The organism is Sphingomonas sp. AC411 (assembly GCF_979253035.1).
On the sequence record NZ_CEEDAQ010000001.1, the window covers coordinates 102,666 to 115,926 of the forward strand.

At 64.2% G+C, this 13,261-nt stretch carries 15 protein-coding genes and 1 pseudogene; 5 read left to right on the top strand and 11 right to left on the bottom strand.

The features are described 5' to 3' along the window. Nucleotides 1-23: 23 nt before the first annotated feature. The 7 genes from AC0IX7_RS00475 to AC0IX7_RS00505 form a co-directional block, all read right to left on the bottom strand. Nucleotides 24-443: a response regulator gene (locus AC0IX7_RS00475; protein ID WP_471810018.1), complete on the bottom strand. Its 420-nt coding sequence runs from the start codon at nucleotides 441-443 to the stop codon at nucleotides 24-26. An 84-nt stretch (nucleotides 444-527) separates the two neighbouring features. After that, complete coding sequence (locus AC0IX7_RS00480) at nucleotides 528-1,157, bottom strand: response regulator transcription factor (protein ID WP_471810019.1); 630 nt, start codon at nucleotides 1,155-1,157, stop codon at nucleotides 528-530. Further along, complete coding sequence (locus tag AC0IX7_RS00485; protein WP_471810020.1) at nucleotides 1,150-2,637, bottom strand: PAS domain-containing sensor histidine kinase; 1,488 nt, start codon at nucleotides 2,635-2,637, stop codon at nucleotides 1,150-1,152. The genes AC0IX7_RS00480 and AC0IX7_RS00485 overlap by 8 nt, the downstream gene beginning before the upstream one ends. Nucleotides 2,638-2,831: 194 nt before the next feature. Then, on the bottom strand, nucleotides 2,832-2,963 hold the full coding sequence (locus tag AC0IX7_RS00490; RefSeq protein WP_471810021.1) for a hypothetical protein: 132 nt from the start codon (nucleotides 2,961-2,963) through the stop codon (nucleotides 2,832-2,834). A gap of 103 nt (nucleotides 2,964-3,066) precedes the next feature. Beyond that, the gene (locus AC0IX7_RS00495; RefSeq protein ID WP_471810022.1) at nucleotides 3,067-4,056 is read right to left on the bottom strand and encodes a 2-hydroxyacid dehydrogenase; all 990 of its coding nucleotides are present in this window, start codon (nucleotides 4,054-4,056) and stop codon (nucleotides 3,067-3,069) included. Nucleotides 4,057-4,110: 54 nt separating this feature from the next. Continuing rightward, nucleotides 4,111-4,290 (bottom strand): hypothetical protein, encoded by a 180-nt coding sequence (locus AC0IX7_RS00500; protein WP_471810023.1) that lies wholly within the window; start codon nucleotides 4,288-4,290, stop codon nucleotides 4,111-4,113. After that, nucleotides 4,290-5,573, bottom strand: coding sequence for an MFS transporter (locus AC0IX7_RS00505; protein WP_471810024.1), 1,284 nt, complete (start codon nucleotides 5,571-5,573; stop codon nucleotides 4,290-4,292). The genes AC0IX7_RS00500 and AC0IX7_RS00505 overlap by 1 nt, the downstream gene beginning before the upstream one ends. Before the next feature lie 388 nt (nucleotides 5,574-5,961). Here AC0IX7_RS00505 and AC0IX7_RS00510 point away from each other — a divergent pair, with 388 nt between their 5' ends. The 5 genes and pseudogenes from AC0IX7_RS00510 to AC0IX7_RS00530 all read left to right on the top strand — a co-directional run bounded on the left by AC0IX7_RS00510 (nucleotide 5,962) and on the right by AC0IX7_RS00530 (nucleotide 11,178). Next, the gene (locus AC0IX7_RS00510) at nucleotides 5,962-6,312 is read left to right on the top strand and encodes a hypothetical protein (RefSeq protein ID WP_471810025.1); all 351 of its coding nucleotides are present in this window, start codon (nucleotides 5,962-5,964) and stop codon (nucleotides 6,310-6,312) included. Then, complete coding sequence (locus AC0IX7_RS00515) at nucleotides 6,231-6,914, top strand: L,D-transpeptidase family protein (RefSeq protein ID WP_471810026.1); 684 nt, start codon at nucleotides 6,231-6,233, stop codon at nucleotides 6,912-6,914. The genes AC0IX7_RS00510 and AC0IX7_RS00515 overlap by 82 nt, the downstream gene beginning before the upstream one ends. Next, complete coding sequence (locus tag AC0IX7_RS00520) at nucleotides 6,911-7,702, top strand: P-type ATPase actuator domain-containing protein (protein WP_471810027.1); 792 nt, start codon at nucleotides 6,911-6,913, stop codon at nucleotides 7,700-7,702. Before AC0IX7_RS00515 ends, AC0IX7_RS00520 begins: the two co-directional genes overlap by 4 nt. Beyond that, a pseudogene (locus tag AC0IX7_RS00525) lies at nucleotides 7,651-9,539 on the top strand (cation-translocating P-type ATPase). The gene AC0IX7_RS00520 and the pseudogene AC0IX7_RS00525 overlap by 52 nt, the downstream one beginning before the upstream one ends. Beyond that, nucleotides 9,532-11,178: a SulP family inorganic anion transporter gene (locus tag AC0IX7_RS00530; protein ID WP_471810028.1), complete on the top strand. Its 1,647-nt coding sequence runs from the start codon at nucleotides 9,532-9,534 to the stop codon at nucleotides 11,176-11,178. The pseudogene AC0IX7_RS00525 and the gene AC0IX7_RS00530 overlap by 8 nt, the downstream one beginning before the upstream one ends. Nucleotides 11,179-11,188: 10 nt before the next feature. On the opposite strand, the gene AC0IX7_RS00535 is transcribed toward AC0IX7_RS00530, so the two are convergent. The 4 genes from AC0IX7_RS00535 to AC0IX7_RS00550 all read right to left on the bottom strand — a co-directional run bounded on the left by AC0IX7_RS00535 (nucleotide 11,189) and on the right by AC0IX7_RS00550 (nucleotide 13,233). Beyond that, on the bottom strand, nucleotides 11,189-11,539 hold the full coding sequence (locus AC0IX7_RS00535; protein WP_471810029.1) for a hypothetical protein: 351 nt from the start codon (nucleotides 11,537-11,539) through the stop codon (nucleotides 11,189-11,191). A gap of 38 nt (nucleotides 11,540-11,577) precedes the next feature. Then, entirely contained in the window at nucleotides 11,578-11,976 is a 399-nt protein-coding gene (locus tag AC0IX7_RS00540) for a CBS domain-containing protein (protein ID WP_471810030.1), read from the bottom strand. Between the two features lie 106 nt (nucleotides 11,977-12,082). Continuing rightward, nucleotides 12,083-12,550: a glycoside hydrolase family 130 protein gene (locus AC0IX7_RS00545; protein WP_471810031.1), complete on the bottom strand. Its 468-nt coding sequence runs from the start codon at nucleotides 12,548-12,550 to the stop codon at nucleotides 12,083-12,085. A gap of 35 nt (nucleotides 12,551-12,585) precedes the next feature. Then, a complete protein-coding gene (locus tag AC0IX7_RS00550) occupies nucleotides 12,586-13,233 on the bottom strand; it encodes a glycoside hydrolase family protein (RefSeq protein WP_471810032.1) in 648 nt (215 codons plus the stop codon). Nucleotides 13,234-13,261: the final 28 nt, after the last annotated feature.

The following is a 13,261-nucleotide window of genomic DNA, read 5'->3' on the forward strand; positions in this document are numbered from 1 at the left end:
CCAGCGTCGGGAACTACATACGCTCAGCCCTCGGCGTTCCAGCCGGCCCAACCGTGATCGACTGATGCCTCAATCGCGGTCAGCAGCGTCCGATCGCCGATATTGCGTGAAAGCACCGTGTCGCCGTGGCGCTTGGCCTCGATCAACATCGGACTGCCGGGATCGAGACCATCGAGCAGGATCGCCTTGCCGCGCCAGCCACTGGCTCGCATTTCGCGCAGAAGGGCGGGGCCGTCGATGTCCTCCATCTCGAGGTCGAGGATGATGCACGGATAATCGCGCGACCTCGGATCGGCGAGCAGGGCTGCGCAGGTCGCATAGGACCGGACGTCATAGTCTTCCGAGCGCAGCATCAGCTGTCGCGCATGCCGAATGGCGGAATCGCCATCGACGAGGGAAACGCCGATCATCTGCCGTGACGAGGGCTTGGTAGCGTTCTGCATGCGGATATCCTTGGGTTTCTCCAAGGATCGCATGGCGGAAGGCCCCACGTCTGTACGTAGAAAGCGAGGGGGAGGGGCCGGCAGTTAGCCGGGATGTGCTTCGCCAAGCCCTGCCGCGAACGCGATCCGCAGGACATCGGACAGACTGCGCGCGGCCAGCTTCTCCATCAGGTTGGCACGGTGAACCTCGACCGTCCGCGTCGCGATACTGAGGTCGAAGGCAATCAGCTTGTTGGGCCGTCCCAAGACCATGCCGTCGAGTACGTCACGCTCGCGCGCCGTTAGCGCCGCGAGGCGGACCGAGGCTTCCGCTGCCGCGAGCTGGCCGCGATCGTTTCGACCGGCTTGGCTTAACGCTTCGTCGATCGCCGCTAGCAACGCGGTCCGCTCGAACGGCTTCTCCAGGAACTCGATCGCCCCGGCCTTTACCGCGCGTACCGCGAGCGTCACGTCGCCGTGGCCGGTCAGCATAATGACCGGGAGCATGATACCCTGTTCGGCAAGCCGCGCCTGCACCTCCAGCCCGTCGATCTCGGGCATCCGGACGTCGAGCAGCACGCAACCGTGCGTCTCGCGCGTGGCGGTTTTCAGGAAATGCACGCCTGACGCATAGGTTTCGACGCTATGGCCGGCCTTGCGGAGCATGAAGCCTACCGATTGCCGGATCGCCTCGTCATCGTCGACGATGTGGACGGTGCGTGTGGATTCAGACATCTTCGGCTCCTGCCAAGGGCACGCAGAAATGGAAGGCCGTCCCCGATGTGGCGCCGGCCTCTGCCCAGATCCGGCCGCCATGCGCCTCGACGATCGTGCGGCAGATCGAAAGGCCAAGGCCCATGCCGTCCTCCTTTGTAGTTGCGAACGCTTCGAACAGGCGATCGCGAATTTCCGGGGACAGACCGGTGCCGGTATCCGCGACGGTCACGCGCACCCAGCCATCGCGATCGGGCGCGGTGGCGATCGTCAGCTCCTTGCAAGGCGAAGACGCCATCGACTGGATCGCGTTGCGGATGAGATTGACCAGCACCTGCTGGATCTGGACGCGGTCGACCAGCACCGTCTCGAGCCCCGCGGCGATCGTCATCGTTACGCTGACCCCCGCCTCATGCGCGCCGAGCAGGCCAAGGCTGGTGGCTTCCTCGACAATCGTGTCAAGCCGTTCGGCCTTGAAGCCGGTGTCGCCACCATCGACGAACGCGCGCAGCCGTCGCACGATCGTGCCGGCGCGGAGCGATTGGGCAGCCGCAAGCTCCAGAGCCTCTGCAATCTCGCCAAGCAGACCGTCCTCGGTCTCTCCGATCATAGCGCGGGTAGTCTCGAGATAGGCAGCGATCGCGGTCAAGGGCTGGTTGATCTCGTGCGCGAGCGTGGAGGCCATCGTTCCCATCGCGCTGACGCGGGAAACATGAACCAGCTCGGATTGGAGCTCCTTCATCCGAAGCGCCGTTTGATGCCGGTTAGTCAAATCGCGCACGAAGCCGGTGAAAATCCTTTCCCCACCGATCGAAGCCTCGCCGACCGCCAGCTCGATCGGGAAGGTTTCGCCGTTGGCCCGCTGCGCGGTCGCAACGCGGACATTGCCGATATTGTGGGGAACGCCGGTCTGCAGATAAGTCCGCAAATGGCCATCATGCCCGTCCCGGTCGGCAGGCGGCATCAGCATGCTAACATTCTGGCCGATGACATCTGCCTTTGCGTATCCGAACAATTGCTCGGCGGTGGTGCTGAACGACGATACGATACCGCATTCGTCCATCACGATCATCGCGTCGGGTACAGTCGCGAGAATCGAGCGCAAGTGATGCTCGCGCCGGACAAGTGCGGCTTCTGACGCCTTCTGGTCGGTGACGTCACGGATGACCTTGCCGAAGCCGCGCAGTTCGCCGGCGTCATCGCGCAGGGCGGTAAGCGTTACGCCAGCGAGAAACTCCGAGCCGTCTTTGCGCAGACGCCAGCTATCTTCCTCGATGCGGCCGAGAGCGGCCGCGCGTGCGAGATCATCGGCCGGTTTGCCGGCCGCAACGTCGTCCGGTGTGTAGAAGATGGCGAGATCGGCACCGATGACTTCCGCCTCGGTCCAACCTTTCATCCGTTCGGCGCCGCGGTTCCAGATGGTCACGCGACCCTCGGCGTCCAGCATATAGATCGCGTAGCCCGTTGCCCCGTCGATCAGCAGACTAAGCTCTTCGGCCACGACCGCATTCCTGCGCGCGACGGCATCAGCGTCCGACCGATCGCCACGGAATAGCCCCTCGTTCACGAAGGTGGTGCAGATTGTCTGTGGGTAAGAAAATCGATCATCTGACAGCTCGCCTCCGGCCGGGTAAAATCCCGAACAGTCGGCAACCCATGCCGGGTCAACGCTTGGTAAGCCAGTATGACGCAAGATCAGGTCAATGGCCTGAGAAGCGTCATTGCAATCTCGCCGGCAATCAGCAGCGAAAGAACACCGCCTCCGATTGAAACACGCGGACTCATAGTGATGATCGGCTTGAAGAACGTCTGGATTGCCGTGTGCATGATCGTCATCCCTAGTTGTTCAAGGGAGTGTTGGGCGATTGCTCGGCATGGCGATATTGTGGTTTCACACATCGCCGGTCGACCGGCGCTATACCCGTCAGGCCTATCCGGCCAGCTGATAGGTGGCACGCCCGACCGCCTCAAACGACGATAGATTGGCCATCGTCGTCTCGGCGATCGCGGACAGCGCTTCGTGCGTGAAGAAGCCCTGGTGGCCGGTGACGAGCACGTTCGAGAACATTAGCAGCCGCTCGAAGGCATCGTCCTGGATGACTTCGCTTGACAGATCCTCGAAGAACAGCTCTTCCTCTTCCTCATAGACGTCGAGACCAAGATGACCGATCTTGCCGCTCTTCAGACCTCGGATCACCGCAGCGGTATCAATCATGCCGCCCCGGCTCGTGTTAATGAGCATCACGCCGTGCTTCATCTGATCGATTGCAGTCGCATCGATCAGATGACGTGTCGCATCGGTCAGCGGGCAGTGGAGCGAGACGATGTCCGCCTCAGCCAGCAAGGTTTCGAGCGTCGTGTAGGTGACGCCGAGCGCGGCGCAGGCGACATTCGGTACGACGTCATAGGCGATCACCCTGCACCCGAACCCGAGCATGATCCGGGCGACGCCTGCACCTACCCGCCCGGTCCCGACAATGCCGACCGTCCGGCCGTGCAGATTGAAGCCTAGAAGTCCCTCGAGCGCGAAGTTGCCCTCGCGCACCCGGGCATAGGCGCGGTGGATATTGCGATCAAGCGACAGGATGAGCGCAACCGCATGCTCGGAAACTGCCTCCGGCGAGTAGGCCGGCACACGCGCAACGGCAATGCCGAGACGCTTGGCCGCGGCCATGTCGACATTGTTGAACCCCGCCGATCGGAGCGCGACGATTTCAACCCCGATATCTTTGAAGACCTGGAGAACGGCAGCATCGACCTGATCGTTGACGAACGCGCACACAGACGTCGAACCCTTCGCCAGGGCCGCGGTCGCGGCCGTCAGCCGGTCCTCCACAAACTTCAGGGTATGAAGGGAGCCTGCGGCCTCTTCCATGAAGGTGCGATCATAGGATTTGGTACTGAAGACGGTGACGATCATTGAGCATGCTTTCGGGTAAGTGCGAATACCGAGGCTTGGACGCCGGAAGGCGGTTCAAGTCGCGGCGAGTGTCGGGGAAGGCGGAGTGGCGCGTGATGGGCGATCTGCGACGCGCTCATGGCCCGTCTCCTTCAGGAACAGGCTGAGGCCGATCGCCACGACGACGCCCGCGACCAGCGGCAGGAACCCGTTCTGAAACTCCGGCAACGTGAGCGGCTTGCCCTGCGGGACCATCAGCCGGGAGATGAAGGGGAGACGATGCCGCTGGTCAGGAAGACGAGGAAGTTCATCACACCGGCAGCAGTGCCCTTGACTGCAGAAGGGTTGGTCTCTTTCATCATCGAGAAGGGGATCATCGCAGCCCCCGATGCGATGCCGAGCACAAGCGCAACGCTGTAGGGCGGAAGCAGGCCGTGCGGCACGTAGATCGCGGTCAGACCGGCCGCCAGCATCACCACTGCACCGGTGATCAGCACGGGTTTGCGACGGCCGAGCCGGTCGGCTACGAAGCCGAGCAACGGACATCCGATCACCCAGCCGATCGGCACCATCGAGGCTTCCGTGGCGGCAGCGGCCATCGACAGATCCTTTCCGCCGTTGAGGAACGACGTTGCCCAGACCAGCGCGCCGATCGTGGTAGGCAGGAAGAGCAACCCTCCGATTACCCCGGCAAGCCAGCTTTGCGGGTTGGCGAGGACCGTCTTGAAGGGTTGGACAAGGCTGGCGGCGGAAAGCGGGCCGTGATGGGACGCACTGTCACCGCTGTCGCGCGGCATGACGATCCAGGTGGCGACAGCCAGCACGAAGCCGACGACGGCGAAGCCGATCCAGACATACTGCCACGACAGATGAAGGCTTCCGGCCGGATCGATTAGCATGTGGACCGGTTTCGACCCGAACGCGGCACCGGCCATGCCGAGGCACTGCGTCAGACCGATAAACAACGCGAGCATCCGTGACGGCAGATACCGGGCCGCCACGTAGGATGCCCCGATAAAGGCGAAAATCGCACCCATGGCCTGGAGGACGAAACCAGCCATGCCGGCCGCTTCGCTGCCCTGGGCGAACACGAGGCACCCCAGACCGACGACGGCGATGCCGTAAGGTATCGTGCGTTGCGGCCCGTATCGATCGAGAAGGACGCCGGCAATCAGCGCCATCAGCGCGTAGGCGACGTAATAGGCCGAGATCATCCCGCCGATGTGATTGCCGCCCCATGCAGCCGAGAGTTCGTGCTGCATGACACCCGGCGCCGAACGGACGGCATATTGGAAGAAGTAGAAGACCGCGCACAGCGCCCAAGCCAGCAGGAACAGCGGCTTGAGCTGGACAGGCGGTGCGTCGGCGACCGCTGCTTGCGTCGGCACGCCAATGCGGGCTCCTACGGGGTCGTGGCTCGGCATGGATGGATCCTCGGCGAAATGACCCATAAGCGGGCGCGCGAGACGCATGACAGCGGCGAAAATGACCTTGCTGTCGGAAGCATCGTTGGCCTCGTTGGGTAGCGCGTCGAGCATTCCGGTCGCTACGCTCGGAAACTACGCAGTCGCCCGTACCTGCCGGCCAGGTCAGATCGCCCGCTCGGCGAGATCGCTGAACCCGCATGATATCTGCGTAATTTCCGATGGTGATGCGCGACCGGCCAGGCCGGTAGGCCTTCTTACCCCCGCCTTCCGCGAGGTGGGTGGAGCGGCAACGGCCGCAGGAATCGGACCCAACAGCCATGACGATCAACCACACTTCGGACGGCCCCGCCGCGGTCCCGCGCCGTCCCATTCTACACCTTGCCGAAGGTGCTGCGCGGTCAAATGCCCGTGCCTTCGATCCACTCCAGGTTCGCCGCCCCCGGCGCTTTGTGAAAGGCGCTGGCCTTATGTCCGGGCTGGCCGTGGCGGTCGACCTGACGTGACGGGCAAAATGATGATGGCGATCGCCTTGGCCCTGTCGATGCCGATCGCCGTCTCGGCGCAAACGCAACCGGTCCCTGCTGCAGACGGCAGGATAGAGGCGCTGAAGCCCGGCGAATATCTGTGGGCACCCGGGATCGCGCCCGAAGGACCGGTCACGATCATCGTCAGCCTCAAGACCCAGAAGGCCTATGCCTATCGTAACGGCGTCGCGATCGGAGTTTCGACGGTATCGACAGGAACGAAGGGCTTTGTGACGCCGACGGGGTGTTCACCGTCCTCCAGAAGGACGCGGACCATGTGTCCAACCTCTACAAGGATGCCGCCATGCCGTTCATGCAGCGGCTGACCTGGGGCGGGATCGCGATGCACGCCGGCAACCTGCCGGGCTATCCCGCCTCGCATGGCTGTATCCGGATGCCACTGGCCTTCGCCAAGCTGCTGTTCGGCATCACCAAGATGGGCATCACCGTGGTCATTACGCAGGACGCTCTGGTTCCTGTGGTGGTCCCGACCCCAGGCGTTCTGAAGCGTGACCAGCCCGCAACCAGCGGTGACCGCACTTTCACTTGGACCCCAGCGCGCGCTCCCACAGGTCCGGTATCGATCGTCATCAGCGGTCGCGACCGTCGGGTGGTCGTCATGCGCAACGGCGTCGAGATCGGATCGAGCGGAATCGACCTCGAGGTTCCTGTCGAAGAGACCGCGGCGTTCACGCTTCAGGCGATCGACGACGGGGGAGAGCATTGGTTGCGGTTGCCGCTGCCCGGGCAAACCCAAACGGGGGAGCTAAGCGACGCGGACCGGGCAAAGGGTCGTCTTCCCGATGGCTTCCGTGCAGCGCTGGCGACGGTGCTCACGCCAGGCACGACGTTGCTCGTCACGCGTGAAACATTGGCAAGCGCAGGCACTGGCAAGGCGGTGACGGTGATCGAGGCGGACCGGCCATGATAGCCGACCGCACCCGAGAGGAAACCGCCCCGGTCATCGCATGGCATGCAATGTCGAGCACCGACATCGCAGCCCGGCTCGGCACATCCGATCAGGGTCTTCAACCCGAAGAGGCGACCGCGCGTCTCGTTCGGGACGGCCTGAACGAACTGGCGCCCCCTCCGACACCTTCGATCATCCTGCTGTTCGTACGGCAGTTCAACAGCCCGCTGATCTGGTTGCTCGTTGCCGCAGCGGCCGTGTCGCTAGGCCTAGGGCACACGACCGACGCCGGTTTCATCGGCGTCGTGCTTATCGTCAACGCACTCATCGGCACGTTCCAGGAGGGCAAGGCTGCGGGCAGCCTTGCCGCTTTGCGCGACATGATCGGCCATACCGCGCCGGTCCGCCGCGGGGGATCCGTGTCAGTAATCGACACGCGCGACATCGTCGTTGGCGATGTCGTCGAACTGGAAAGCGGCATGGCGGTGCCCGCCGACATCCGTCTGTCGTCGAGCGCAGCCCTGCGGGTAGACCAGTCGACCTTTACTGGTGAGTCCGTCGCGGTCCTGAAGGATGAGGCTGCGACGCTCGTCGAGCGCACGCCGCCCGGTGACCGCACGACGATGCTGCTCGCGGGCACGATGATCGACGAGGGACGGGGGCTGGCGTCGTCGTGGCGACCGGTGCCGACACTGCCCTCGGCGCGATCGACGCATCGCTACGCGATACCGAGGCAACACCCCCGCCGCTGGTCGTGCGCCTCAACCGGTTGGCACGGCAGATCAGTATCGCCAGCATCGCGCTGATCGTGCCCTTTGCGATCGTGCTGCTCGTCCAGGGCCGCCCGGGCGACCAAATCCTGATCCTCGCCGTCGCGCTGGCCGTCGCGGCCATCCCGGAAGGGCTGTCGATCGCGGTTACCGTTGCGCTCGCGGCCGGGACGCGACGCATGGCGGCGCGCAAGGTCATCGTCCGATCGCTGCCGGCGGTCGAGGGGCTTGGCGCCTGTACCATCATCGCCAGCGACAAGACGGGCACGCTCACCCGCAACGTACTCTCGGTCGAACGCATCCTGCTGGCTGACGGCCGGGCGTTCGATCGCGCGGAGTGGGCGGAGAATGCAGACGCGCTTGTTGCCATCAGCCGCGCGGCCGCGCTCTGCAACGAAGCGTCGCTCGGTGCTGATGGCGTACCGGTCGGCGACACCGTCGACGTCGCCCTCCTGGGGTTCGCGCAGGACAATGCTGCTGATCTGGCAGCGATCCAAGCGATCGTCCGGATTGCAGGGCTGCCCTACGAGCCAGCCCGCAAATTTTCGACCGTGGCGGTCGACGAAGGGCAGGGCATCCGCGTGTTCGCCAAGGGCGCGCCCGAAGTCGTCCGGCCGATGTGCCGTCCGGTCGACGCTCCCACCATCGCCAAGGCCAACGCGATGGCTGCCGACGGATACCGCATCATCGCCGTTGCCGCGTCCGACGGATCGGCGACGGTCGACCCCAGATCACCGACGGGCCTCGTCTTCCTTGGCTGGATCGGTTTGATTGACCCGGTCCGCCCGGAAGTGCCCGCGGCGATCGCACGCTGCGCCGAAGCCGGGATCGGCGTCCGCATGGTGACGGGTGACCACCCTGGTACGGCGCTGACGATCGCGCGAGGCCTCGGACTTGAGGTCCGCGAAGATCAGGTGGTCACCGGCATCCAGATGGGTGCGTTGGCGGACGAACCGGCCAAGCTGTCAGCGCTGGTGCTGCAAGGGCGCGTGTTTGCGCGGATCGAGCCAGTCCAGAAGCTCGAGATCGTCCAGATCTTGGCCGCTAGCGGCGAGCTGGTTGCGGTGACCGGGGACGGCGTCAACGACGCCCCCGCGCTTCAGGCGGCGCATATCGGCGTCGCGATGGGCATCGCTGGCACTGATGTCGCGCGCGGTGCGGCCGATCTGGTGCTGGCAGATGACAATTTCGCCTCGATCGTGGCCGGCGTCGAAGAAGGTCGCGTGACCTATGCCAATGTCCGGCGGATCGTTATCATCCTGCTAGCGACGGGTATGGCCGAGATCGGCATGTTCCTCGGCGCCGTCGCCTTCGGCCTTCCGATGCCGCTGACCGCGGTCCAGCTTCTATGGCTCAACCTCGTTACCAACGGCGCGCAGGATGTGATGCTGGGGTTCGGCCGCGGGGAGGGCGACGAGCTGCGCCAACCCCGCGCGCGCCGGTCGAACCGCTGCTCGATCGCAGCGCGATCGCGCTGATGATCCCGCCCGCCGTGATAATGACCGGCTTTGCACTCTTCCTGGTCTATGCCCTGCGGCGGGACGGGCATCCCCTCGCCGAAATTCAGAACGCGGTCCTGCTGATGACCGTACTGTTCCAGAACGTCTATGTGCTGTGCATGCGCAGTGAGCGGCGTTCGATCTTCCGCGAGCCGCTGTTTTCCAACCCGTGGCTGCTGCTCGGCATAGGCATCGCAGTCGCGCTGCAGCTAGTCGCCATGTTCTGGCCCCCGTTGGGCGGCATCCTCGGCACCTCGCCGGTGGTAAACCGGACGCTCTGGTTCTGCCTCGGTGCAACGGTGTCGACGGTCGTCGTAACCGAAGCGACCAAGCAGATCGTGGCACGCTGGCAGCGCCACACCCGACATGGCTGACCGCACGCCGGGCACTTTCCTTCCCAAGCTCGTGACGACGATGCGAGAAGGTTATGGCTTCGCCAAGCTGCGGGCGGATGCCGTCGCCGGTGCGACCGTGGCCGTCGTGGCACTCCCTTTGGCGATGGCGCTGGGGATCGCAAGTGGCGCATCCCCCGACAAGGGTCTGATTACCGCCATCGTTGCCGGGTTCCTCGTCTCCGCGCTTGGCGGCTCACGCGTGCAGATCGGTGGGCCGACCGGCGCGTTCGTGGTGGTCGTCTTCAACGTCATTGCGCAGCACGGCTATGACGGACTGATCCTCGCGACCTTACTCGCCGGGATCATCCTGATCGTTGCGGGGTACACCCGTCTTGGTGATCTGATCCGCTTCATCCCCTACACCGTCGTCACCGGTTTCACTGCCGGCATCGCGGTCATCATCGCTTCCAGTCAAGTGCGCGACTTCCTCGGGCTGCGCCTGGCCAACGTCCCAGCAGATTTCCTGCCGAAATGGGCCGCCTATTTCGGTGCGTTAGGAACAGTGGATCTTGCAACGATGGCGATCGGAATTGGCGCGCTCGCGACGATCGTCATCCTGCGCCGGTTGTCTCCCAAGATACCGGGGTTCCTAGTCGCGGTCCTGTTGGCATCCATATTCGTGGTTGCAACCGGCCTGTCCGTCGAGACGATCGGCTCGCGCTTCCCTGACATGGCCAGTGGCATTGCGATTCCGGCGCTGCCGCTATGGACGCTGGCCAAGGTGCAGGCTGTCCTGCCGTCGGCCTTCACGATCGCCTTCCTCGCAGGCGTGGAGGCATTGCTGTCCGCCGTGGTGGCTGATGGCATGATCGGATCGCGACACCGATCGAACCAAGAGCTGGTCGGGCAGGGCTTTGCCAACATCGCATCCGCCCTGTTCGGTGGCCTTCCGGCAACAGGCGCGATCGCGCGGACCGCAACCGCCATAAAGGCAGGCGCGCAGACGCCGGTCGCCGGCATGCTGCACGCCGTTTTCATCCTCGTGTTCCTGATTTTCGGTGCCGACCTGATGGGGTTCGTACCCATGGCCGCGCTTGCCGCGATCCTGTTCGTCGTGGCCTGGGGCATGAGCGAGCACGATCGCTTCCTTGAGGTGCTGCGCATGCCAAACAGCGACCGGGCCATCCTGCTCCTGACCTTCACGTTGACGGTGCTCGTCGATCTGACGGTCGCGATCGGGGTCGGAGTGACGCTGGCATCGCTCCTGTTCGTGGCGCGGATGAGCGAAACGGTCAGCATCGACAGCGGCGACGCAACAGGCAAAGACGAGGTCGACCAGCGCCTGGCGTTGCCCGCAGACGTCGAGGTATTCCGGATCGACGGCCCGTTCTTCTTCGGCGTGGCCGCAGGGTTGATGGATGCCTATCGCAAGTTAGGGAGGATTCCGCGCGTGCTGATCGTCCGCCTGGAGAATGTGCCGGTGCTCGACGCGAGCGGCGCAGCGGCGATCGGCGAACTGGTCAGCCGTGCAGGAACAGCGGGCACGCGCGTGATCGTCTGCACCCCGCGACCCGATGTGATCGCCATGCTCGCACGCGCGCGCATCGACGACCGTCATGGCCTGCTGGCGCGAACGGCGACCTATGCCGACGCCCTTGCCAGAGCGCGGATGGCTTAGCGTGCGACCGCTACGGCTGGATCGTGCGGAAGTGGACCGCACGATCGACGAGCGATGTCATGTGACGGCCCGCCTCGATCGTCAGCGGGTGATGCGTGAAGCCTGGTCGCGGTGCGATGTACTCGGCCATTTCCCGTGCGACGGCGAGTTGGCGATCGGATCCCTCGGCCAACACCGCAATCAGCATGTTCTCCAGCGCGATCGTCCGGATGCGCAGCTGGATCAGTTCGGCCGAGGTAAGCGCCGCGATCGTGGGATGCGGATCAGGCGCTGCGACAACCGAGCCGCCTTCATTATCCCAGCGGGACAGGGTGCGGAAACGCAACTCGGCCGTGCTCGGATTCTGGTCTGTATCGGGCATCGGGACATCCTTTGGGGAGAGCAGTTCGTGGGTGCGCGTCATCGGTAGCCGATGCCTTTGACGTAGTTGACGAGTTGCGCTTCCTCATACTCGGCGTCGCCCAGCAAAACGCGCAGCACGGAACGGGCCGTGAGCATCCCGATCGGCCGACCTTCGGCATCGATCACAGGAATGTTCTTTAGGTGATGGCGCTTCATGCGGTCGGCCACGTCCTGCAGGGGGTCCGACGCGGTGCAGCTGGTGACGGCCGTGGTCATCACAGTGGTGACCGCGCAGCGGCAGCTTGTACCGTCGCACACGGCCATCTGACGGACGACGTCGGTCTTGGTGACTATCCCGAGCAGCATTCCGGCCGATCCGACGACGGCAAGAATGTCGGTCCCGGCGCCGAGCTGCCCCGCTGCTTTGATCAACGGCTGTTCGCTGTCGATCGTCACCAGCGTCGTGCGCCCGCTTTGGAGCATTCCTTCTACAAACATCGCTCGCGTCCTATCTGAGGTTGAGACGGCCTCGGCGGAGCCGGTATTGATCGTGGCACCATGCTCATCGCATCGCTGTGAGCAGGCGATCGACCGGCATCGTCGCGAATGTCGTGAAGCTGTCGGCGACCGCGTAGGGCAGGATCAGCGTGCGATCATGAAGGAGCGCGCCACAGCTATAGGTGACGTTCGGGACGTAGCCCTTACGCTCAGTCGCATCGGCGCGGACGAGGGGATAGGTCATACGCCCCAGCAGCTTTGACGGGTCGTTGCGATCAAGCAGGCAGGCGCCGAGCGCATAGTTGCGCATCGGCCCGACTCCGTGGGTCAGGACCAGCCATCCCTCGGCAATCTCGATCGGCGAGCCGCAATTGCCGATCTGGACAAACTCCCACGGCCATCGCGGTTCGATGATCGTCGCACCCGTGGACCATTCGTAAAGGTCGTCCGAATAGGCGAGCGAGATCGTTTCGTTGTCGGCGCGACCGAGCATGGCATAGCGACCGGCAATCCGCCGCGGAAACAGCGCCATGCCCTTGCCGGCGCCTGCCGATCCGTGAATCGTATCTAGGGCGAACGAGCAGAAGTCTGCAGTGCGCAGCAACTCTTGACGAATCCCTGGCCGCTATAGGCCGTGTAGGTGCCCAGCCACGAGACCGTTCCGTCATCGTCGGCAAAGCGAACGAGGCGCAGATCCTCAATCCCGTTGCGTTGCGCCGGGGTCGATGGGAAAATCACGATCTCGGAAAGGCTGTAGCCAGCCTCGCACTGCATTCGGACGCCCGCGGGTCGCGAGCCGCCCAAGGCCGCATCCGCGAGTTGCGGTACGATCGCCCGCGCGCCTTGGGGCTCTAGGACGATTCCGCCGGATGCGTCGCACAGGCCCGTCCTGAATGCGATCGAGGAGACATGACCTTCACCGACCGCGCGTAACGACAGAACGAAACGTACCGAGCCTGCGGGAACCTCCGACTGGTCCGGATGGGGCACGATGCTGGGGTTGAAGAGAGCAGCTGCCTCGTAGCCATATTCCTGGCAAAAATAGGCACCGATCAGCAACGCACGCGCATCGTCCACCGGGTAATCGTGACCGATAACCCCTTTGACCTCGGCATATCGCCGCCGGAACACAGCCTCGACCTGCGCATGATGCCCGGCAAAGTCGCGGGTCAGGTCGCGCAGCTCGTCCACGACGGTCGCATCGTCAAGCTCCATGACGCGAGACGCGATCCGTCGTGCACGC